The organism is Paracoccus bogoriensis (genome assembly GCF_019431455.1).
In the GTDB taxonomy this organism is placed as follows: domain Bacteria; phylum Pseudomonadota; class Alphaproteobacteria; order Rhodobacterales; family Rhodobacteraceae; genus Paracoccus; species Paracoccus bogoriensis.
Genome location: NZ_JAHYSR010000009.1, coordinates 1 through 20,292 on the forward strand (window position 1 = coordinate 1; position 20,292 = coordinate 20,292).

General features: G+C 65.0%; 22 protein-coding genes and 1 tRNA gene. 14 read left to right on the plus strand and 9 right to left on the minus strand.

What is annotated here, in order from left to right; translation table 11 throughout:
* Positions 1 to 82: 82 nt before the first annotated feature.
* From KY389_RS05930 to pdxH, 4 genes are all read right to left on the minus strand, one after another.
* Positions 83 to 157, minus strand: a tRNA-Glu gene (locus tag KY389_RS05930).
* 132 nt (positions 158 to 289) lie between these two features.
* Positions 290 to 790, minus strand: coding sequence for a DUF192 domain-containing protein (locus KY389_RS05935; RefSeq protein ID WP_343222909.1), 501 nt, complete (start codon positions 788 to 790; stop codon positions 290 to 292).
* A gap of 13 nt (positions 791 to 803) precedes the next feature.
* Complete coding sequence (locus tag KY389_RS05940; RefSeq protein ID WP_425517147.1) at positions 804 to 1,562, minus strand: cold-shock protein; 759 nt, start codon at positions 1,560 to 1,562, stop codon at positions 804 to 806.
* Positions 1,535 to 2,149, minus strand: a complete 615-nt coding sequence (pdxH, locus tag KY389_RS05945) for a pyridoxamine 5'-phosphate oxidase (RefSeq protein ID WP_219829943.1) — start codon at positions 2,147 to 2,149, stop codon at positions 1,535 to 1,537. Before pdxH ends, KY389_RS05940 begins: the two co-directional genes overlap by 28 nt.
* Before the next feature lie 84 nt (positions 2,150 to 2,233).
* On the opposite strand from pdxH, the gene fabI reads away from it, so the two are divergent.
* From fabI to KY389_RS05975, 6 genes are all read left to right on the plus strand, one after another.
* Positions 2,234 to 3,064, plus strand: a complete 831-nt coding sequence (gene fabI, locus KY389_RS05950; RefSeq protein WP_219829944.1) for an enoyl-ACP reductase FabI — start codon at positions 2,234 to 2,236, stop codon at positions 3,062 to 3,064.
* A 27-nt stretch (positions 3,065 to 3,091) separates the two neighbouring features.
* Positions 3,092 to 3,700, plus strand: a complete 609-nt coding sequence (locus KY389_RS05955) for a LysE family translocator (RefSeq protein ID WP_246587985.1) — start codon at positions 3,092 to 3,094, stop codon at positions 3,698 to 3,700.
* Positions 3,701 to 3,713: 13 nt separating this feature from the next.
* Positions 3,714 to 4,214, plus strand: coding sequence for a xanthine phosphoribosyltransferase (gene gpt / locus KY389_RS05960; protein WP_219829945.1), 501 nt, complete (start codon positions 3,714 to 3,716; stop codon positions 4,212 to 4,214).
* Positions 4,215 to 4,347: 133 nt separating this feature from the next.
* Positions 4,348 to 5,028: a PRC-barrel domain-containing protein gene (locus KY389_RS05965; RefSeq protein ID WP_219829946.1), complete on the plus strand. Its 681-nt coding sequence runs from the start codon at positions 4,348 to 4,350 to the stop codon at positions 5,026 to 5,028.
* A 169-nt stretch (positions 5,029 to 5,197) separates the two neighbouring features.
* Positions 5,198 to 5,932, plus strand: coding sequence for a calcium-binding protein (locus KY389_RS15635; protein ID WP_219829947.1), 735 nt, complete (start codon positions 5,198 to 5,200; stop codon positions 5,930 to 5,932).
* 105 nt (positions 5,933 to 6,037) lie between these two features.
* Positions 6,038 to 6,775 (plus strand): invasion associated locus B family protein, encoded by a 738-nt coding sequence (locus KY389_RS05975; RefSeq protein WP_246587986.1) that lies wholly within the window; start codon positions 6,038 to 6,040, stop codon positions 6,773 to 6,775.
* Positions 6,776 to 6,849: 74 nt separating this feature from the next.
* Here KY389_RS05975 and KY389_RS05980 read toward each other — a convergent pair whose 3' ends face one another.
* The 4 genes from KY389_RS05980 to KY389_RS05995 all read right to left on the minus strand — a co-directional run bounded on the left by KY389_RS05980 (position 6,850) and on the right by KY389_RS05995 (position 11,209).
* Complete coding sequence (locus tag KY389_RS05980; protein WP_219830036.1) at positions 6,850 to 8,058, minus strand: beta-ketoacyl-[acyl-carrier-protein] synthase family protein; 1,209 nt, start codon at positions 8,056 to 8,058, stop codon at positions 6,850 to 6,852.
* Between the two features lie 107 nt (positions 8,059 to 8,165).
* Positions 8,166 to 8,429: an acyl carrier protein gene (locus tag KY389_RS05985; protein ID WP_219829948.1), complete on the minus strand. Its 264-nt coding sequence runs from the start codon at positions 8,427 to 8,429 to the stop codon at positions 8,166 to 8,168.
* 12 nt (positions 8,430 to 8,441) lie between these two features.
* Positions 8,442 to 9,536: a UDP-3-O-(3-hydroxymyristoyl)glucosamine N-acyltransferase gene (gene lpxD, locus KY389_RS05990; RefSeq protein WP_219829949.1), complete on the minus strand. Its 1,095-nt coding sequence runs from the start codon at positions 9,534 to 9,536 to the stop codon at positions 8,442 to 8,444.
* 71 nt (positions 9,537 to 9,607) lie between these two features.
* Complete coding sequence (locus KY389_RS05995) at positions 9,608 to 11,209, minus strand: L,D-transpeptidase family protein (protein WP_246587987.1); 1,602 nt, start codon at positions 11,207 to 11,209, stop codon at positions 9,608 to 9,610.
* A gap of 300 nt (positions 11,210 to 11,509) precedes the next feature.
* Between KY389_RS05995 and mepK the strand changes: the two genes are divergently transcribed.
* The gene (gene mepK / locus KY389_RS06000) at positions 11,510 to 12,073 is read left to right on the plus strand and encodes a peptidoglycan L,D-endopeptidase MepK (RefSeq protein ID WP_219829950.1); all 564 of its coding nucleotides are present in this window, start codon (positions 11,510 to 11,512) and stop codon (positions 12,071 to 12,073) included.
* A 137-nt stretch (positions 12,074 to 12,210) separates the two neighbouring features.
* The gene (locus tag KY389_RS06005; RefSeq protein WP_219829951.1) at positions 12,211 to 12,801 is read left to right on the plus strand and encodes a TetR/AcrR family transcriptional regulator; all 591 of its coding nucleotides are present in this window, start codon (positions 12,211 to 12,213) and stop codon (positions 12,799 to 12,801) included.
* Here KY389_RS06005 and KY389_RS06010 read toward each other — a convergent pair whose 3' ends face one another.
* Complete coding sequence (locus KY389_RS06010; protein ID WP_219829952.1) at positions 12,802 to 13,419, minus strand: TetR family transcriptional regulator C-terminal domain-containing protein; 618 nt, start codon at positions 13,417 to 13,419, stop codon at positions 12,802 to 12,804. It abuts the gene before it with no gap.
* A 141-nt stretch (positions 13,420 to 13,560) separates the two neighbouring features.
* Here KY389_RS06010 and aptA point away from each other — a divergent pair, with 141 nt between their 5' ends.
* From aptA to KY389_RS06040, 6 genes are all read left to right on the plus strand, one after another.
* Positions 13,561 to 14,886 (plus strand): omega-aminotransferase AptA, encoded by a 1,326-nt coding sequence (aptA, locus tag KY389_RS06015; RefSeq protein ID WP_219829953.1) that lies wholly within the window; start codon positions 13,561 to 13,563, stop codon positions 14,884 to 14,886.
* Between the two features lie 64 nt (positions 14,887 to 14,950).
* On the plus strand, positions 14,951 to 16,216 hold the full coding sequence (locus KY389_RS06020; RefSeq protein WP_425517150.1) for a Zn-dependent hydrolase: 1,266 nt from the start codon (positions 14,951 to 14,953) through the stop codon (positions 16,214 to 16,216).
* Between the two features lie 81 nt (positions 16,217 to 16,297).
* Positions 16,298 to 17,749 carry a dihydropyrimidinase gene (hydA, locus tag KY389_RS06025; RefSeq protein ID WP_219829954.1) on the plus strand — a complete coding sequence of 484 codons (1,452 nt, stop codon included), beginning with the start codon at positions 16,298 to 16,300 and terminating at the stop codon, positions 17,747 to 17,749.
* A 1-nt stretch (position 17,750) separates the two neighbouring features.
* Complete coding sequence (locus KY389_RS06030; RefSeq protein WP_246587988.1) at positions 17,751 to 18,569, plus strand: ABC transporter ATP-binding protein; 819 nt, start codon at positions 17,751 to 17,753, stop codon at positions 18,567 to 18,569.
* Entirely contained in the window at positions 18,562 to 19,452 is an 891-nt protein-coding gene (locus KY389_RS06035) for an ABC transporter permease (protein ID WP_219829955.1), read from the plus strand. The genes KY389_RS06030 and KY389_RS06035 overlap by 8 nt, the downstream gene beginning before the upstream one ends.
* A complete protein-coding gene (locus tag KY389_RS06040) occupies positions 19,449 to 20,282 on the plus strand; it encodes an ABC transporter permease (protein ID WP_219829956.1) in 834 nt (277 codons plus the stop codon). The genes KY389_RS06035 and KY389_RS06040 overlap by 4 nt, the downstream gene beginning before the upstream one ends.
* Positions 20,283 to 20,292: the final 10 nt, after the last annotated feature.

The window sequence follows — 20,292 nt, forward strand, 5'->3', positions numbered from 1 at the left end:
CACCCCGAGCCTGCGGCTCAGCGAGAGCAACGCCACCTCTCATCCCACGAAGTTCAACATCGGGCGGGACATTCCCGGTAAATGGCAGCCCGTAGGGGAATCGAACCCCTCTTTCCAGGTTGAAAACCTGGCGTCCTAACCGATAGACGAACGGGCCACTTTCCATTTCGCTTCCGACGCTTGCCGTCTGCGTGAGGCGGTAATTAGGCAAAGGCGGCGGGGGCTGCAAGCGGAAAAAACACGTCTGAGCGATTTTTTTTAAGCGATCCGCGCGGCAGTCGAAGCGCTCCTAAAGGCAGGGCCAGACAGCCTTGTCCTGATCCAGCCGGGGATGCGCCAGAACAGCATTACGACCAAGCCCGAGACGTTCGGCCTCGCCTCCGGCAATTTCCAGAACCATCAGGCGGGCAGGATCGGGGTCGCCCACGACGGCGCCGGGAATGGGGGTTTCGTCCAGCGGACGAGCCCTTGAATGCACATGACGCACGACGCCGGTTTCGTCGATGAAGATCAGGTCCAGCGGAATCAGCGTGTTACGCATCCAGAAGCTGACTTGCTGCGGTCTCTCGTAGATGAACAGCATTCCGCCCCGTTCGGGCAGCGACTGGCGGAACATGAGGCCTCGCGCGCGCGCAGCGGGCGTGTCCGCGATCTCGACCGAAAAGACCAGCGGGGTCTCGGCGCCGATGGCAAAGATGGCGCGGTCGTCGCGACATTCGACACGAGGCTCGACGCGGCGCGAATCCTGTGCCCCTGCCCCGCCCGCCGCAACGAGGGTCAGGACAATCACAACGAGGCGCGCCCTATTCAGCCACATGCGCCAACAAATCGGGCCGGTCTTCGCCCTGCGCAGCAGGGGCAGCCATGTCGGCTGCATTCACCGCGGAATGCCAGGGCGCGACCTGTGCTGCCATCAGCCCGCGCGGTCCTTCGATCACACGCAGGCAGATCGCTTCACCGATCGCGAGGTCAGCAAAACCGGAATGGCGCACGACCTCGATATGAACGAAAACGTCGTCAGGATGACCGTAGATGTTTGCGAAACCGAAGCCCTTGGCCTTGTCGAACCACTTCACCCGCGCGGGTCTCAGCGGCAGGGCGTCGAGATGCTCGATCAAGGCAATGTCAAGATCGGCAATCGGCGGCGTGCCATCGCTTGCCGGAGGCTTGATGAGGACGATTTCAACAGCTTGCAAACCCCGTGGCGTGGACTGGGCCATCACAACAATACGAGACTGGTCCGCGACCGAGCCTCGACCGAAATTCCGCAACACATTCGCATGAAGCAGAATGTCCGGACCGCCGTCCTGATCCAGTATGAAGCCATATCCCTTGGCGGGGTCGAACCATTTGACCAAGCCGGTCACACGCTTCAATGACACGTCTGGCATGATCTTTTCATATTCCTGTTCCTGAGCGGATTGTCTTCCAGCCAAAGTTAGAGATGCTTGACGCGATCCGCAACGGCCGACGAAGCTGGTGGCGTCCCTGGCCCGGTCGATCAGCACAGCCGTCGAAATGCAATCGCACCAGATCAGGGAGAGAGCCGCTGGACCCGCCACCCTCTGTCGCCATCGCGTTCCCAGGCAAATCTGTCATGCAACCGGAAAGCGCCATCCGCCCAGAACTCGATCCGTTCGGGCCTTATCCTGTAACCACCCCAAAACGCAGGGCGCGGCGGATTTGTTCCCAGCCGAAGGCCCATTCTTGCGGCCTCGGCCATCAGCGCGGCCCGGCTGGACAGAGGCTGGGACTGGCTTGAAGCCCAGGCCCCGATCCGGCTTTGCAGAGCGCGGCTGGCAAAATAGGCGTCGGCCTGGCCGCCATCCTCGCGGGTAACAAACCCGCGCACGCGGATCTGGCGGCGCAAGGATTTCCAGTGCAGCACGAAGGCGGCCTTGCCGCTGGCCTCGATCTGGCGGCCCTTGGCGCTGTCGTAATTCGTGTAGAAGACGAAAGAGCCGTCAAGCCCGGACCCGTCGATATCCTTCAGCAGGACCATGCGCACATCGGGCATACCGTCGGGATCGACAGTGGCCAGCGCGATGGCGTTGGGGTCGTTGGGCTCGGACGCCTCGGCCTCGGCCAGCCAGGCGCGCGTTATGGCAAAGGGGTCGTCGCCCGCGAATATTCCGGTCCGATCATCCATGGGTTGCATCCTGCGCGCTTGAAGCCCTGCCTTGATTGGCCTAATCACGGCTTGGTAACGTGTTGAAACCGCGAGGGACAGCCAATGTCAAGCGAGCAGGGGTGCGGCCTGATGTCAGGCAAGCGCGGCCTTATCATGGGGCTGGCGAATGACAAGTCGATTGCCTGGGGCATCGCCAAGGCGCTGGCCGATCAGGGCGCAACGCTGGCCTTCAGCTATCAGGGCGAGGCGCTGAAAAGGCGGGTCGAGCCGCTGGCAGCACAGGTTGGTTCGGATATCGTCCTGCCCTGCGACGTGTCCGACGAGGCCACGATCGACGCGCTGTTCGCAAGTCTTGCCGAACAATGGGGCAAGCTGGATTTTGTCGTCCACGCCATCGGCTTTTCCGACAAGGAGCAGCTGCGCGGCCGCTATGCCGAGACGACGCGCGACAATTTCCTGATGACGATGGACATTTCCGTCTATTCCTTCACCGCTGTCGCCCGCCGCGCCGCCGCGATGATGCCTGATGGCGGGTCAATGCTGACGCTGACCTACTACGGCGCCGAACGGGTCATGCCTCACTACAACGTGATGGGCGTCGCCAAGGCCGCGCTCGAAGCCAGCGTTCGCTATCTGGCCGAGGATTTCGGCAAGGATGGCATCCGCGTCAATGCGATCAGCGCCGGTCCGATCAAGACGCTGGCCGCCAGCGGCATCGGCGATTTCCGCTACATCCTGAAATGGAACGAACTGAACTCGCCGCTACGCCGGAATGTCACCACCGAGGATGTGGGCAAGTCTGCGCTTTATCTGCTGTCTGATCTGGGCAGCGGCGTGACCGGAGAGGTCCACCACGTCGATGCGGGCTATCATGTCGTCGGCATGAAGGCCGTGGACGCGCCCGACATCGCAACGGCGGTCAGAAAGGACTAGGTCCGCCAGGGCCGCAAGCGCCGCGCGATGCTTCAGATCACCTCTGCCGAAATGGCCGTCTTCGTGGCAACGCTGTCTCTGGCGATCCTGTCGCCCGGCCCCGGCGTCATCGCGGTCAGCCAGGGCGCCTTTGTCCTGGGCCGCCGCCATGCGCTGGCCTATGGCTGGGGCCTGGCGCTCGGAGCCTCGATCTGGTGCCTGTTCGCGCTGCTGGGCCTGACAGCGCTGTTCCGGGTCGCGCCCTGGACGCTGACGGCCATGGCGATGGCAGGGGGTGCCTATCTGGTCTGGATCGGGGCGCAGATGTGGCGCCATGCCTCCGCCCCTCTGCCCGATCCGGCGGGGGGCGCCATGGGCTTTGCGGCGGGCGTGATGCTGAACCTTGCCAATCCCAAGCCTGCGCTGTTCTATTCGGCGGTCCTGCTGTCGATCTTTCCGTCCGTGCTGAACCTTGCCGACAAGGGAGCCATCTACGCGCTGGCCTTGTCGGTCGAATTGTTCTTCTATAGCGCATTGGCCTGCCTGATGGCCCTGCCCCTGCTGCGGCGGTGCTATCTTGCCTCGAAATTCTGGATAGACCGGACGGCGGGTGCGGCCATTCTTGCGCTTGGAGTGTCGCTGATCCTGCGCCCCTGAAGGAGAAAAGACCGTGAATGACCGCCTGCCACACGAGAAAGGCTTTCATGTCAGCTGGGACCAGCTGCACCGCGATGCCCGCGCGCTGGCCTGGCGCCTGGATGGAACCGAATGGCGGGCGGTGGTCGCCGTGACACGCGGCGGGCTGGTCCCCGCAATGATCGTCGCGCGTGAACTGGACATCCGCACGATCGACACGATCTCGATCCGCTCCTACAAGGGCGTGGGTGCTGCGGCCGGCCAAGGCCAGCTCGAAGTGCTGAAAAGCCCCGATGCCGAGCTGATGCGCGATGGCGAGGGGATCCTGGTCGTCGATGATCTGGTGGATTCGGGCCGCACGCTGGAACTGATCCGGCAGATGTATCCCAAGGCGCATCTGGCCACCGTCTATGCCAAGCCCAAGGGCAAGCCGATGGTCGCCAGCTATGTCACCGAGGTCAGCCAGGATACCTGGATCTTCTTTCCCTGGGACATGGCGCTGCAATATGTCCAGCCCTTCCGCGGCGAGGACTAGATTCCCCGCGATCGGCGGCAGACTTCCGCCGATCGCGCGTCGCGCCTCTCGGGCCTGGAACCGGAATACGGGTCGTCGAATTGTATCCGCAATAGCAGCCCGACGGGCGCTCTTGTTTTCAGGAGGATACACCATGCGCAAGCTCATGCTGACCACTGCTCTGGTCCTGCCCTTTTCGGTCGCGGCCTTCGCACAGGACGCCACCGTCCCCGCCGATGATCCGGCGATGCAGCCCGCAGGCGACGCGACCGTTCCGGCCGATCCGATGGCCACCGAGCCGATGGCGACGGACCCCGTCGCCGATCCGATGGCCGACCCCATGACTGACGACGCAGCCATGGACGCCAACGACGCAGCCATGGACGCCGGTGCTGAAGCCAACATGACGGCGGCAGCCAGCGAAAAGGTCGTTCAGCAACAGGCGCCGAACGAATTGCGGCTTGACTGGATTACCGGCACCAATGTCGAAGCCCCGGATGGGACCAACATCGGCTCGATCAAGGATCTGATCCTCGATGGCGATACGGGTGAGCTGAAGGCCGCGATCATCGGGGTCGGCGGCTTCCTCGGCATCGGGCAGAAAGATATCGCGCTGCCTTGGGACGAACTGACGATCAACTATGACGCCCGCGAGATCACGGCCAACCTGACCCGTGAAGAGGCTGACGCGGCCCCGGAATACGTGTTCCGCGACCGCGAAAACGCACCTTCGGCGGACATGACGCCGGTCGGCTCTGATCCGGCGATGGCTCCGGCCAATGACCCGGCCATGCAGCCGATGCCCGGCGAAACCGCTCCGGCCCCGGCGAACTGATCCTTCGCGCTGTCGCCACGACGAATGGCGGTCCTTCGGGGCCGCCATTCTGCCGTGCGAAGGACTCGTGAGGCGCTTGCTTCGACTTGCCGGAATCATTTGACGGCACGGGCATATATGCTCAATTGAGCAGAGGTATCAGGTTGAGCGCGGGAAAGGTTGTTACATCATGATCCATGAGTGGGCGTTCATCGCCAATGCGTTGCTCTTCGGGGGGCTCACCCTGTTTCTGGCGACGAACCCATTCAGCAGCGACGACGATGACGGCTCGATACCGGGCCTGAACCTGACCGGCACCAACGGCGCCGACCGGATCGACGGCACCGATGGCGACGACATCATTCTGGCCCTGGGCGGCGACGATCTGATCAGCGGGTTTGGTGGCAATGACTGGCTTGAAGGAAATACCGGCAATGACACCATATACGGCGGAACCGGCGATGACAGCCTTGCGGGCGGAGGCGGCACCGATGTGATCTATGGCGGGCCGGGCAACGACGTCATCAGCTCGGATCGTCTGGATGCCGATGCGGACTGGGCGCGCGGCGGGGCCGAGCAATTGTTCGGCGATGCGGGCGATGATCAACTTCTCTTCTCGACCGATGACATCGTGTCCGGCGGTAGCGGAACCGACTCGTTCCGTATGGTCTATGACGTGCGCGGTGGCCCCGCACAAATCACCGATTTCGACCCGGCCGAGGACAGCCTGAGCCTCTATGCCGCGTTCGACGAGACGAATCCCCCCGTGATCACCGTCAGCGCCGATGAGGATGCGGCAATCACCAGCGTCGCCGTCGATGGCCGGATCGTTCTGACGTTGCGCGGCGTCTTTACCGCCGAGCAGCTGGCCGTGACGCTGCGCCAGCGCAGCCTGATCTTTGCGGATGCCGGCCTGCCCTCTTGACCGTCTTTCAAGGCAAGGTGATGCCGATGGCACGACATGCTGCCTGACATCGGCCCGGCAGCATGTTAGGCCGTGCTCAAGGCTTTGATCAAAGGAAGAAAGATCATGCAGAAGACAACCACGGCGCTGCTTGCCGCCCTTGCTTTGGCCGCCATGCCGGCATTTGCGCAGGACGCCGCCACCGACAGCCCCGCCGAGGCCGAGACCACCGCCCCCGAGCCCGAGACCCCGGCACCTGATGCCGACGCCGCCGCACCGGCCAACGCGACACCGTCGGAACAGGCGGCCGAGGAAGGCGGCCAGCCGCGCCTTGGCACCTATTACGCGCTGTCCGAGCATCAGGACTGGGTGATCCGCTGCATCCGCACCGATCAACCCAAAGACCCGTGCGAGATGTACAAGCTGTTGGTCGATGACGACGATAACGCCGTCGCCGAGCTTTCGGTCTTTCCGCTTCTGAATGGAGAACTGGCCGCCGGTGCGCGGCTGATCGCTCCGCTCGAGACCGATCTGCTGAATGGGCTGGGCCTTCAGATCGACAATGGCGAGGCGCGCGGTTATCCGTTCGGGGTCTGCACCCAGGTCGGTTGTGTCTCGCAGATGGGTTTCACCGCCGAGGAAGTTGCCGCGATGAAACGTGGCAACCGCGCGACGATCCAGCTTCTGCCCTATGGCGCCGATCCCGCGCAGCCGGTGAACCTGGTGGCCTCGCTGTCCGGCTTCACCGCGGCCTTTGATGCGCTGACCGCCTATATCGAGGCCGAGCCGGAGGCCCCCGCCGAGGATAGCGGGACGCAGGCCGGGGAACCGGCCGATGCGCCCGAGGAAGCGCCCGCCGAATAACGGCAACACCATACCTTGAAAACCTTGAAAAGCCCCCGCCTCGCCCGATGCGGGGGCCTTTTCATGCTGGCGCGTCAGATTCGCCGCAGCGCGATCACCGCGTTCAGTCCACCAAAGGCAAAGGCGTTCGACAGGACCGCATCGACCCGCGCCTCGCGCGCAACATTCGGCACGACATCCAGCGCGCATTCCGGATCGGGCTCTTCATAGCCGATGGTCGGCGCGATCACGCCCTCGCGCAGGGCCATGATACAGGCCAGAAGCTCGACCGCACCGGTGCCGCCAATCAGGTGGCCGTGCATCGACTTGGTCGAACTGATCATCAGCCGGTCGGCATGATGGCCGAACGCATGGGCCACCGCCGCGCACTCGGTCTTGTCATTGGCGGCCGTTCCGGTGCCATGGGCATTGATATATCCGATCTCGTCGCGGTTCAGCCCGGCATCCTGCATCGCACCGGTGATCGCGCGTTCTGCCCCCTGGGCCGAGGGCATGACGATGTCCTGCGCGTCCGAGGACATGGCGAAACCCACCACCTCGGCCAGGATGTCGGCGCCGCGCGCGCGGGCATGTTCGTATTCCTCGAAGACGAAGACGCCCGCGCCCTCGCCCTGGACCATGCCGTTGCGGTTGGCGCTGAAGGGGCGGCAGGCATCCTTGGACATGACGCGCAGCCCCTCCCAGGCCTTGACGCCGCCGAAGCACAGCATCGCCTCGGAGCCGCCCGACAACATCACCTCGGCCGCGCCCGAGCGGACCATCTGGAAGGCCAGCCCCATCGCGTGATTGGAACTGGCGCAGGCCGTGGCCACCGTGAATGAGGGGCCACGCAGGCCGAACTCCATGCTGACATGGCTGGCGGCGGCATTGTTCATCAGCTTGGGGACGACAAAGGGGTGAACGCGGTTCTTTCCTTCCTCATAGACGGCGCGATAATTCTCGTCCCAGGTGTTCAGCCCGCCCCCGGCCGTGCCCAGCACGACGCCCGAGCGGAAGCCCAGAGCGCCCTCGAAATGCAGGCCCGATTGCTCGACCGCCTGCTTGGCGGCGAGAAGCGTGAACTGGGTGAACTTGTCGTAAAGCAGGATCTGCTGGCGGTTGAAATACTGTTCGGGCTGCCAGTCATGGACCTGCGCGCCGATCTGGATGGACAGCCGCTCGACATCGCGGAACTGAAGCTGGGTGATGCCCGATCGCCCCTCGCGGAAGGCGTTCAGCGTCGAGGCCACGTCGGCGCCAAGCGCGTTGATCGTGCCGGCGCCCGTGATGACCACCCGGCGCAGACCGGACCGCGCGGTCAGACCGCCCGTGCCCTGCACCGCCGGCGCGGCGATGCCCGCATCGGCCAGCGCCTCGATATCGGCGGGCGGGGTCTTGTCCTTGTCTGACATCAGCCCTTTTCCGCCACCAGGCGTTCGACCGCGGCGATGATCGAGCCCATGGACGAAATGTCGAAATCCGATTTCTCGGGTTCGTTGGCATTGAAGGGGATCGAGATGTCGAATTCTTCTTCGATGGCGAAGATGGATTCGACCAGGCCCAGGCTGTCGATGCCCAGATCCTGCGGGGTCGCGTCGTCGGTGATCTGATCGGGTTCCAGCATGGCCTGTTCGGCGATGATGGCGCGAATGCGGTTCTTGATGTCGTCGGTCATATGGCCTCCTGATCAGCCCTTTTCCAACAGTCGTGTAACGGATTGCTGAAGTTTTGAAAGCTGTTCTGCGAAACGCGGCAGACGGCGCATGGCCTTCTGGATCTCCATCTGCGTTTCCATCTTCACGGCGGGATTGCCCAGGATCACCCGGCCCGAGGGGACGCGGGTGAAGATCTTGGTCGCGCCGCCGGCGATCACGTCGTCGCCGATCTCGATATTGTCGCTGACGCCAACCTGCCCGGCCAGCACCACGCGGTCGCCGATCCGCGACGAGCCTGCAATGCCTACCTGCCCGCAGATCAGGCAGTCGCGGCCCACCACGACATTGTGGCCCAGCTGCGCAAGATTGTCGATCTTGGTGCCTGATCCGACCCGCGTGGCGCGGATCGTGCCACGGTCGATCGTGGCATTGGCCCCGATTTCGACATCATCGCCGATCTCGACGCCGCCAAGCGAATGGATGCGCGTCCAGTGCTGCGCCTTGATCGCGCTGCGCTGGCCCAAGGTGCGGCGGATCTCTTCGATGCCGGATTCCTCGGGGGTGACGAAAGAGAAGCCATCGCCGCCGATCACCGCGCCGGGCTGGACAATCAGCCGGTCGCCCGCCGTCACGCCATGGGCGATGCGCACGCCCGCATGGATCAGCGCATCATCCCCGATCCGGCTGCCGCGCGCGATGCTGGCATGAGCGCCGATCCGGGCGCGCGCGCCAATGACAACGCCTGCCCCGATCACGACGAAGGGTCCGATCGAGGCGCCCTCGCCGATCTGGGCCGACGGGTCGATAACCGCGCTGGCATGGATGCCGGGGGCGATGTCGGGACCGGGATCGAAGGCCTGCGTCAGCCCGGCCATGACCAGCCGGGGCCGGGGCGCGAAGATCGCAGCCCGAACGCCAAGCGCCTCAGGGTCCATGCCCTCGGCCAGGATCGCCATTGCGCCGGGGGCCAGTGCTTCGGCATAGCGTGGCGCCATGGCCAGCGCGATGAGACCGGTCGAGGCGGCGCCTGCGGCTTCGGGCTCGGCGGCACCGGTGACGCTCAGATCAAGATCGCCCCATGCGCGGGCACCGAGGCTATGGGCCAGGTCGCGAATTGTAATCGGCATGTCGCCCCCTTTCCTGACGCGACTTAGCCTGTTTGGCCGCGCCGCGCCAGTCTGCCGACCGTGCCGCTGCGTCAGCCCCGCATGGCGTCCTGCAGCGCGCGCCAGATTCGGGCATCGCGGCCATAGACATCATCGAACAGCCGCACCCGCCCCTGATCGTCGGGCCAGGCGGTGAAATAGACCAGATGGACGGGGATGGCGGGCCGTAGGGTCAGCCACTGCTCGCGCCCGCTGTCGCGCGCGCGACGGAACATCGCGGCCGGGTCGTCGGTCTGGCGTGACAGAAGCTGATGAGCCAGATCGACCGGATCTCCGATCCGGATGCAGCCATTCGAGGCCGCCCGCATCCGGTTGCCGAACAGGCTCTTGTTCGGAGTGTCATGCAGATAGATGTTCCAGGGGTTGGGAAAGATGAACTTGACAATCCCAAGAGCGTTGTCGTCGCTTGGGCTCTGGCGAAGCCGATAGGGAAAGCCGCCCGACAGGTCGAGGGCCTCTCGCGGGACGACATTGCCACGACGGTCGATCACATCCAGATGCGGAAAGGCGTGGCGGTTCTGGCGCAGCTTGGGCAGATAGGTGCGCTGCAACATGCCTGGCGGCACAGTCCAGGTCGGGTTCACGACGATATGAGACAGCATGTCCGAGAATTCCGGCGTCCGCATCTCGTCGGCATGTTTTCCCACGACGGCGCGGGTGCGGAAGATCTCGGCTCCGTTTTCGACGATGCTGGTGCTGTATTCGGGGATATTCACCCAGACATGGCGCTGGCTCAGGTCATGCTTGCCCATCCAGCGCAACCGTTCCAGCGCGACGGCGATGGCGCGCTGCCGCCCATCCTCGCCCAGGGGCGCCTCGCCATTCAGTGCGCGAATCGTCCGAGGCCCGGCAATGCCGTCGGCAGGCAGGCCGGCTGCCTCCTGGAAACGCCGAACCGACAGCGCCAGTTCGGCGTCATACAGCGTGGGCTCGGCGCTTGGAGCGGCCAGGCCCATCGCCTCCAGCCGGGCACGCAAGAGCGGCAGGTCCGCCCCACGTGCGCCGATCCGCCACAAACCCTCGGGCACGCGCGGCAGATGGTGCGGGATGTCCAGATCCGCCGCGCCCGCGAGCGCCTGCTGAAGCGCGCGATAGGCGGGATGGGGCGGCGCCGCCGAGGCGATCACCGCGCCCGGATCCGCCGATTCGACAAAGCGCGCCATCAAGCCGGGAACGTCGCGGCCATCGCCCTCGCGCTTGATTTCGTGATCGACGCGCGACGGACGCAATACGCCCCCCGACAGGTCCGACAACAGGCGCGACAGGGCACGGGCATGGGCCAGTTCCGCCTCGATCCCCTCGGTTGCGGCCAGAAGATGCGGCGCGTAGCGGGCCGAGGCGATGGCATGACGCGGCGCTTCGGCGATGGCGCGGCGCAGCGCCTCGCGACGGGGGGCCGCCGATTCGCCCAGAAAGACGGGCCGCAGCCCGTGCCGCCCGTAGAAGGCAGCAAGATCGGGATCGCCCGCGACCGCTTCCGCCAGGGCCATCTCATCCGCGGTAAAGTGCAAACGCGGCGCATTCGCCACACCGAGCGAGGTCGCGCTGCCGTGACCGACCTGCGCGGATGAAGGCCCGGCCAAAACGGCCACGGTCAACAGCGGCACGGTTTTCATGAACAGACGCAGCACCATCGCCAACCCTCATACCCTGTCCCGACACTATCCGCCGCCCGAAACACTGTCACGGTCAAGCCACTGTTCGGTCTGGGGGAAACCGTCTCTGTGGCGGGGCTGACACAGGTAGATGCAGAGCGGTGACAGCGCATGAATATCGGCAAGAACCCGCCCAAAAGGCCCGATGCAACGTTCGCAGGCCAGAATCCGTTTCGTCCCATACGAGAATTTGACATATTGTTAGCACAGCGGGGCTACAACCCGGACGTGCCGCGCCATGCGTGGCGACCAAAAACGATGCAGGACAGGCGATCTGACATGACTTTGGACCTTATCTCTCGTCGTGGCATTCTCGGCGTGTTTGCGGCGACAAGCGTTGCGGCCGCGCCGGTCATGGCCAACGCATTCGGCTTTCTGCGCGGCAATGCGGGCGACATGCGGCGGATCCGCATGTATAACGGCCGGACCGGGGAAAGCATCGACACCGTCTATTGGATCGACGGCAAATATGTCCGCGAGGCGCTGAACGAGATCAACATCTTCATGCGTGACTGGCGCACGGGTGAGGTAATCGGCATCGACCCCCGCACCATCGACGTGGCGGCGGCCTCGGCTCGCCTGCTGCAGACGAACGAGCCTTACATGATGCTGTCGGGCTATCGTTCGCCGCGCACCAATGCGATGCTGCGGCGTCAATCGGGCGGCGTGGCGCAAAACTCGCTGCACACGACCGGCAAGGCCGCTGACTTGCGGCTGAAATCGCGTTCGGTGGCGCAGATCTATCAGGCCGCGCTGGCCTGCCGCGCGGGCGGGGTGGGCCGTTACACGCGGTCGAACTTCGTGCATATGGATTGCGGCCCCATCCGCACCTGGGGCAGCTGAGCCTGGTCGGCCACCTCGACATGCTGCGGCGCCCCGTTAAAGGCGGGCGGCTCGTTGCTGATCCTGACATTTCGCGCTTGCGACGACCCGCGCGGCAACGCAACGTGGGAGAGCAAGGACAGACCAGACGGAACGGCATGAGCCCCCAGGAAGCCAGACGCCTCAAGACGGCCAAGAAGATCCAGTCCGCCGCCGTTGCTCTTGCGGTGCGCGACGGGCTTGCCAATGTCACCACCGAGGCGATCGCCCGCGAGGCGGGGATCAGCACGCGCACCTTCTTCAATTACTATCCCTACAAGGAAGCGGCCCTGATGGGCCCGCCGCCCGATTATCCTGCCGATGCCGCCGAGGCTTTCATCGCGGGTCGCGGACGGCTGATCGACGACCTGTCGTGCCTGATCGAGGCGCATCTGTCGCGTTTTCTGGGCGAGCGCGAGATGATCGGCCACCTGCTGCGTCTTAGCGAGACCGATGCCAAGCTGGAGGCATTGCGCAACAGCGCGATGTTGGCCAGGCGGGCGCAGATGCGCAACCTGCTGCATCGTCGCCTGCCCGGCTCGGACCCGCGTCTGATCGAGATTCTGGCTGCCGCCATCATCGCCGCGACCAATGCCGCGACCAAGGATTGGGTTTCAGGCGAACGCCCCGACTTCATCGCCGCGGCGCATGAGAATCTGACCATGATCGTGGCAGCTGCCGAATTGCTGGGCAAATCTCAGCCCGCCTGATCACGGGGCAAGCAGACGGCGATAGAGATCTTCGGCAAAAGTCTCGGCCTCGGCGAGAGGGTCGCGCGAAGTGCCCAGAACCGCGCGGATCTGCGCGTCGAAATCCGCGTAATGCTGCGTCAATGCCCAGATCGAGAAGATCAGGTGGTGCGGATCGACGCGGCGCAGCCGCCCCTGCTCCATCCAGCCGGCCAGGATCGCGGCGCTGTCATCGACGATCTGGCGCAGACCGCCGCCCAGAACCTCGGTCAGGTGGGGCGCGCCTTGCAGGATCTCATAAGCGAACAGCCGGCTTTCGCGCGGAAAATCACGCGACATCATCAGCTTGGCGCGGATATAAGCCAGCACCTCGGACAGCGGATCGCCTTTCGGATCCAGGCGCCGCAGCGGGTCCAGCCACATCTCCAGAAGCGTGGTCAGCAGCGTCTTGTGAATTTCGTCCTTCGAGGCGAAGTAATAGAGGACATTCGGCTTTGACAGCCCCGCCGCCCTGGCGATCTGGTCGATCGTCGCCCCGCGAAAGCCATTGGCCGAAAAGGCCGTCAAGGCACCCTCGAGGATCCGGTCACGATTCTTCTGCTGGATTCGCGTCATGGGGGCCGATGAAGGCTCTGTCATCGCCTCGATCCTTCTGACATGCTCGGAAAACCGGCAGCGTTTCCGTATCGGTCCTGCGCCCCATCACGGCGCTTGACTGGCACTGGACCCGTGCTAGCCTGATCCTGACCGTTTGGTCAATATTCCGTGAGGACATCACCCATGCCGCTTGATCGCAAGCCCGCCCCGAATGACCTGCGCGCCTTCTGGATGCCCTTCACCGCGAACCGTCAGTTCAAGTCGGCGCCGCGGATGTTGGTCGCGTCGAAGGACATGCATTATACCTCGGCCGATGGTCGGCAGATCCTCGACGGCACGGCGGGCCTGTGGTGCTGCAATGCCGGTCATTGTCGCCCGAAGATCACCGAGGCCGTGCAGGCCCAGATCGGCGAGTTGGACTATGCCCCTGCCTTTCAGATGGGCCATCCACTGGCTTTCGAGCTGGCCAATCGCATCGTGGATATCGCCCCCGCTGGGATGGAGCATGTATTTTATTGCAACTCTGGCTCGGAAGCCGTTGATACGGCGCTGAAGATTGCGCTTGCCTATCACCGCGCCCGCGGCGACGGCGCCCGGACGCGCCTGATCGGGCGCGAGCGCGGCTATCACGGCGTGGGCTTCGGCGGCATCTCGGTCGGTGGGATCGTGAACAACCGCCGCCATTTCGGCACGCTGCTGGCGGGCGTCGATCACCTGCCCCATACCCACCTGCCCGAAAACCGCATGACCAAGGGCCAGCCCGAACACGGCGCCCATCTGGCCGATGATCTGGAACGAATCGTGGCACTGCACGGTGCCGAGACCATCGCCGCCGTGATCGTCGAGCCGATGGCCGGATCGACCGGCGTCCTGATGCCCCCCAAGGGCTATCTGGAAAAGCTGCGCGAAATCACCCGCAAGCATGGCATCCTTCTGATCTTCGACGAGGTCATCACCGGTTTCGGCCGCTTGGGCAGTCCCTTTGCCGCCCAGCATTTCGGGGTTGTCCCGGACATGATCACCTGCGCCAAGGGCCTGACCAACGGCGTCATCCCGATGGGCGCAGTGCTGACCTCGGGCGCGATCCACGATACCTTCATGCAGGGCCCCGAGCATGTCATCGAACTGTTCCACGGCTACACCTATTCCGGCAACCCGATCAGCTGTGCCGCCGCCATCGCCACACTGGACACCTATGCCGAGGAGGGGCTGCTGACCCGCGCCGCCAGCCTCGAGGCCTATTGGCAAGAGGCGATCCACAGCCTGGCCGACCACCCTCATGTCATCGACATCCGCAACATGGGGCTGATCGGCGCAGTAGAACTGAACCCGATCGAGGGCCAGCCGGGCAAGCGCGCCTTTGACATCTTCATCAGGGCCTTCGAGGCCGGAATCCTGATCCGCGTGACCGGCGACATCATCGCCATGTCGCCGCCCCTGATCATCAGCAAGGCGCAGATCGACCATCTGATCGGCACGCTTGGCGATGTGCTGAAAGCCGCCGCCTAAGGCGCGGAACCCATCAAGCCGACCCCGCGACAGAACGGGGCGGCACGACAGGAAGGACAAGGACATGAGCGACGCAAGCGCCATGATGAGTGCTGCCAATCTGGCGGTGGACGGTCAGAGGCTGTGGGACAGTCTTGAAGAGATGGCCCGGATCGGCCCCGGCATCGCGGGCGGCTGCAACCGCCAGACGCTGACCGATGCCGATGCCGAGGGGCGCGCCCTCTTCCGCCGCTGGTGCGAGGATGCCGGGATGGTGATGGGCCTCGACCGGATGGGCAACATGTTCATGCGCCACGAGGGAACCCAGCCCGATCTGGATCCGGTCTATATCGGCAGCCACCTGGATACGCAGCCCACCGGCGGCAAATATGACGGCGTGCTGGGTGTGCTGGCCGGGCTGGAGGTCGTGCGCTCGATCCGCGATCTGGGCATCCGCACGCAGCGCCCCATCGTGGTGGTGAACTGGACGAACGAGGAAGGCACACGCTTTGCGCCCGCCATGCTGGCCTCGGGCGTCTTTGCGGGCGTGCATGACGAGGATTACGCCAACAGCCGCACCGATGCCGAGGGCAAGCGGTTCGGCGAGGAGCTGGACCGGATCGGCTGGCGCGGCGACGAGAAGCCGGGCGATCGCCGCATCCATGCGATGTTCGAATATCATATCGAACAGGGTCCGATCCTTGAAGCCGAGGGCAAGCAGATCGGTGTCGTGACCCATGGTCAGGGACTGTGGTGGCTGGAGGTTACGTTGACCGGCAAGGAAGCGCATACGGGCTCGACACCGATGGGGATGCGGGTCAATGCGGGGCTTGGCATGGCGCGGATCATCGAGGCGGTGCACCGGATCGCGATGGACCACCAGCCCGATGCCGTGGGCGCGGTCGGTCAGGCGAATGTCTGGCCAAACAGCCGCAACGTGATCCCCGGCAAGGCAGTCTTTACCATCGATTTCCGCTCGCCCGATCCGGCCAAGCTGAGTGCGATGCGATCGCGGCTTGAAGCGGAAGCCACTGAAATCGCACGGGAACTGGGGCTGGGTATTCAGATCGAACCTGTCGGGCATTTCGAGCCTGTAACCTTCGATCCCGACCTGGTCGCCAGCGTCCGGCGCGCGGCGGAGGCCTTGGGTCTGAGCCATATGGATATCGTCTCGGGGGCAGGTCACGATGCCTGCTGGATCAACCGTGTCGCGCCTACGGCGATGATCATGTGCCCCTGCGTGGATGGGCTGAGCCATAACGAGGCCGAAGCGATCACGCCGGAATGGGCCAAGGCGGGCTGTGATGTGCTGCTGCACGCGGTGCTGGAGGCCGCCGGCATCGAAGATTGAGGGCGAGGAGCCGGGACGCGGGCGCCGGGGGCCAGCCCCCGGACCCCCGGGGTATTTGGACAACGAAGAAGAGGGAAGGCCATGAGCACGGTCATCAGGGGCGGCACCATCGTCACGGCGGATCTGACCCATGAGGCGGATGTGCTGATCGAGGAGGGCCGGATCGCGGCCATCGGCGCGGGGCTGGTGGGAGATCGGGTGCTGGACGCCTCGGGCTGCTACGTCATGCCCGGTGGGATCGATCCGCATACTCATCTGGAGATGCCTTTCATGGGCACCTATTCGGCCGACGATTTCGAAAGCGGCACGCGCGCGGCACTGGCGGGGGGGACGACGATGGTCGTCGATTTTGCCCTGCCCTCGCCCGGTCAGGGGCTGCTGGACGCGCTGCGGATGTGGGACAACAAGGTCAGCCGGGCGCATTGCGATTACAGCTATCACATGGCGATCACCTGGTGGGGCGAGCAGGTCTTTGACGAGATGCAGGCCGTCGTGAATCGGGGCATCACCAGCTTCAAGCATTTCATGGCCTACAAGGGCGCCCTGATGGTGAACGATGATGAATTGTTCTCCAGCTTCCGGCGGGTGGGCGATCTGGGTGGCCTGGCCATGGTCCATGCCGAGAACGGCGATGTCGTGGCCGAATTGTCGGCGCGGCTGTTGGCCGAGGGGAATTGCGGCCCCGAGGCCCATGCCTATTCGCGTCCGACTCAGGTCGAGGGCGAGGCCGCGAACCGCGCGATCATGCTGGCCGACATGGCAGGCGTGCCGCTTTATATCGTGCATGTCAGCTGCGAGGAGGCGCATGAGGCGATCCGCCGGGCGCGAGCGCAAGGCAAGCGCATCTGGGGCGAGCCGCTGATCCAGCATCTGACCCTGGACGAGAGCGAGTATTTCCACCCCGACTGGGATCATGCCGCCCGCCGCGTCATGTCTCCGCCCTTCCGCAACAAGGCCCATCAGGACAGCCTCTGGGCCGGGCTGCAATCGGGCAGCCTGTCTGTGGTGGCGACCGATCACTGCGCCTTTACCACCGAGCAAAAGCGGTTCGGCATCGGCGATTTCACCAAGATCCCGAACGGGACCGGGGGGCTTGAGGACCGGATGCCGATGCTCTGGACGCATGGCGTCGGGACGGGACGGCTGACGCCGAACGAATTCGTGGCCGTCACCTCGACCAACATCGCCAAGATCCTGAACATGTACCCGAAAAAGGGCGCCATTCTGGTCGGGGCCGATGCCGATCTGGTCGTCTGGGATCCCAAGGCTGAGAAGGTCATCACCGCCGATGCGCAGCAATCGGCCATCGATTACAACGTCTTCGAGGGCCAGCGGGTCAAGGGTTTGCCGCGCTTCACCCTGACGCGTGGCGTGGTCGCCGTGACCGAGGGCAAGGTCGAAAGCTGCGAGGGGCATGGCGAATTCGTCGCCCGCGCGCCCCGACCCGCCGTGAACCGGGCGCTGTCGGCCTGGAAGGAACTGACCGCGCCGCGCCCGGTCGAGCGGACCGGCATTCCAGCGACGGGGGTCTGAGTTGGACGCAAGCCCCCTGCCCCGGAACGCCGCCATCGCCCCCGCCGCCCCGGTCATTGAGGCGCGCGGCGTCAGCCTGACCTTTCAGACCGCGGATGGTCCGGTCCATGCGCTCAAGGATGTGGACCTGTCCATCGGGCGTGGCGAGTTCGTCAGTTTCATCGGGCCTTCGGGCTGCGGCAAGACGACGTTCCTGCGCAGCATCGCCGCGCTGGAGGCGCCGACCGGCGGCACGCTCAGGGTAAACGGGATGGCGCCCGATGCGGCGCGGCGGGCGCGGGCCTATGGCTATGTCTTTCAGGCGCCGGGGCTTTATCCGTGGCGGACCATTGCCGGCAACATCTCGCTGCCGCTGGAAATCATGGGCTTTTCGCGCGCCGAACGGGCCGAGCGGATCGCCCGCGTGCTGGACCTGGTCGAACTGTCGGGTTTCGGCGCCAAGTTCCCTTGGCAGCTGTCGGGGGGCATGCAGCAGCGCGCCAGCATTGCGCGCGCCTTGGCCTTCGACGCCGACATCCTGCTGATGGACGAGCCCTTCGGCGCGCTGGACGAGATCGTGCGCGACCGCCTGAACGAGGCGCTGCTGGAATTGTGGCGCAAGACCGGCAAGACGATCGGTTTCGTCACCCATTCGATCCCCGAGGCCGTCTATCTGTCCACGCGCATCGTCGTCATGTCGCCGCGTCCGGGCCGGATCACCCGCGTGATCGAAAGCACCCTGCCCGCCGAGCGTCCGCTGGACATCCGCGACACGCCCGAATTCATCGCGCTGGCCCATGAGGTGCGCGAGGGCCTGCGCGAGGGTCATGCCCATGATTGAGGCGTGGCGCCGCGCGGGGCGCGGCAATCTGGTGCCGATCCTGACCGTGCTTCTGATCATCATCGGCCTCTGGTATCTGGGCGCGATCCGCATGAATGCGCAATGGGAACGCGATCAGGCCGCCCGTGCGGGCATCGAGCTGAGCCTGCCCGAGCTTGTCTCGCGCACCCTTTCGCAGGACCGGCCCGTCCTGCCCGCGCCCCATCAGGTGGCCGAGGGGCTGTGGCAGGGCGTGGCAGGACAGGCCGTCACCTCGCGGCGGTCGCTGGTCTGGCATGGCTGGGTCACGCTGTCGGCGACGCTGGCGGGCTTTGCCATCGGCACGGCGGCGGGGATCGTGCTGGCCGTCGGGATCGTGCATAGCCGCGCAATGGATCAGTCGGTCATGCCCTGGGCCGTGGCCAGCCAGACCGTGCCGATCCTGGCCATCGCACCGATGGTGATCGTGGTCCTGGCTTCGATCGGGGTGACAGGGCTCTTGCCCAAGGCGATCATCGCGGCCTGGCTGTCCTTTTTTCCGGTGCTGGTCGGTATGGTCAAGGGGCTGCGCACGCCCGACGCAATGCAGCTTGACCAGATGCGCAGCTGGAGCGCGGGCAGAGGCCGGACCTTCTGGCATCTGCGCCTGCCCTCGTCGCTGCCCTATCTGTTCGCCAGCCTCAAGGTGGCCATCGCCGCAGCCCTTGTCGGCACCATCGTGGGTGAATTGCCGGCGGGCGCCACGGCGGGCTTGGGCGCGCGGCTTCTGTCGGGCAGCTATTACGGGCAGACGGTGCAGATCTGGTCGGCTTTGTTCGCCGCCGCGATCCTGGCCGCCACGCTGGTCGCCATCGTCGGCCTGCTGGAACGGGCCACCCTCAAACGCATGGGGCTGGCCCGATGAGCGCGATACCGATCCTGAGCGTCTGGCTGGCCGGGCTGGCGCTGAACCTGTGGCTGGCGCGCTTCGACACGCGCGCGACGCGCATCGCCGTCGCGCTGATCTTCGGAGCCACGATCATCCTGCTCTGGGAGATGACCGTCCGCATCTATCAGGTGCCGGCTGTCATCCTGCCCGCGCCCAGCCTGATCGCGGAAAGCGTCGTGGCCAACCGCTCGATCCTCTGGGCAGATTTCGTGCAGACGATCCTGAAGGGTGCGCTGTCGGGCTGGGTGATCGGGGCCGCCGCCGCCGTGGCGACCGCCATCGCCATCGACCGCAGCCCGTTCCTGCAGCGCGGCCTGCTGCCGATCGGCAATTTCGTCTCGGCCCTGCCCATCGTGGGGATCGCGCCGATCCTGGTCATGTGGTTCGGCTTCGACTGGCAATCCAAGGCCGCCGTGGTCGTGGTCATGGTGTTCTTCCCGATCCTCGTGAACATGGTCGCGGGCCTCAAGGCGACCGAACCGATGCAGCGCGACCTGATGTCCAGCTGGGCGGCGCCCTATTGGCCCGCCCTGTGGAAGCTGCGCCTGCCCGCCGCGATGCCGTTCCTTTTCAACGGCTTGAAGATCACGACGACGCTGGCCCTGATCGGCGCCATCGTTGCCGAATTCTTCGGCAGCCCCACGCGCGGCATGGGTTTTCGCATCTCGACGGCGGTCGGGCGGCTGGACCTGCCGCTGGTCTGGGCCGAAATTGTCGTGTCGGCCCTGGCGGGGACGCTGTTCTACGGAATTGTCGCGCTGATCGAGAAGAAGGTGACATTCTGGCACCCGTCGCAGCGCGGCTGACCGGGCCGTC

Coding starts and splice junctions, on each gene's coding strand:
- pdxH (WP_219829943.1), bottom strand. CDS start 2,149: ATGGATGATCGGACCGGAATATTCGCGGGCGACGACCCCTTTGCCATA.
- fabI (WP_219829944.1), top strand. CDS start 2,234: ATGTCAAGCGAGCAGGGGTGCGGCCTGATGTCAGGCAAGCGCGGCCTT.
- KY389_RS05955 (WP_246587985.1), top strand. CDS start 3,092: ATGCTTCAGATCACCTCTGCCGAAATGGCCGTCTTCGTGGCAACGCTG.
- KY389_RS05965 (WP_219829946.1), top strand. CDS start 4,348: ATGCGCAAGCTCATGCTGACCACTGCTCTGGTCCTGCCCTTTTCGGTC.
- KY389_RS15635 (WP_219829947.1), top strand. CDS start 5,198: ATGATCCATGAGTGGGCGTTCATCGCCAATGCGTTGCTCTTCGGGGGG.
- KY389_RS05975 (WP_246587986.1), top strand. CDS start 6,038: ATGCAGAAGACAACCACGGCGCTGCTTGCCGCCCTTGCTTTGGCCGCC.
- KY389_RS05985 (WP_219829948.1), bottom strand. CDS start 8,429: ATGACCGACGACATCAAGAACCGCATTCGCGCCATCATCGCCGAACAG.
- lpxD (WP_219829949.1), bottom strand. CDS start 9,536: ATGCCGATTACAATTCGCGACCTGGCCCATAGCCTCGGTGCCCGCGCA.
- KY389_RS05995 (WP_246587987.1), bottom strand. CDS start 11,209: ATGGTGCTGCGTCTGTTCATGAAAACCGTGCCGCTGTTGACCGTGGCC.
- mepK (WP_219829950.1), top strand. CDS start 11,510: ATGACTTTGGACCTTATCTCTCGTCGTGGCATTCTCGGCGTGTTTGCG.
- KY389_RS06005 (WP_219829951.1), top strand. CDS start 12,211: ATGAGCCCCCAGGAAGCCAGACGCCTCAAGACGGCCAAGAAGATCCAG.
- KY389_RS06010 (WP_219829952.1), bottom strand. CDS start 13,419: ATGACAGAGCCTTCATCGGCCCCCATGACGCGAATCCAGCAGAAGAAT.
- aptA (WP_219829953.1), top strand. CDS start 13,561: ATGCCGCTTGATCGCAAGCCCGCCCCGAATGACCTGCGCGCCTTCTGG.
- KY389_RS06020 (WP_425517150.1), top strand. CDS start 14,951: ATGAGCGACGCAAGCGCCATGATGAGTGCTGCCAATCTGGCGGTGGAC.
- hydA (WP_219829954.1), top strand. CDS start 16,298: ATGAGCACGGTCATCAGGGGCGGCACCATCGTCACGGCGGATCTGACC.
- KY389_RS06035 (WP_219829955.1), top strand. CDS start 18,562: ATGATTGAGGCGTGGCGCCGCGCGGGGCGCGGCAATCTGGTGCCGATC.
- KY389_RS06040 (WP_219829956.1), top strand. CDS start 19,449: ATGAGCGCGATACCGATCCTGAGCGTCTGGCTGGCCGGGCTGGCGCTG.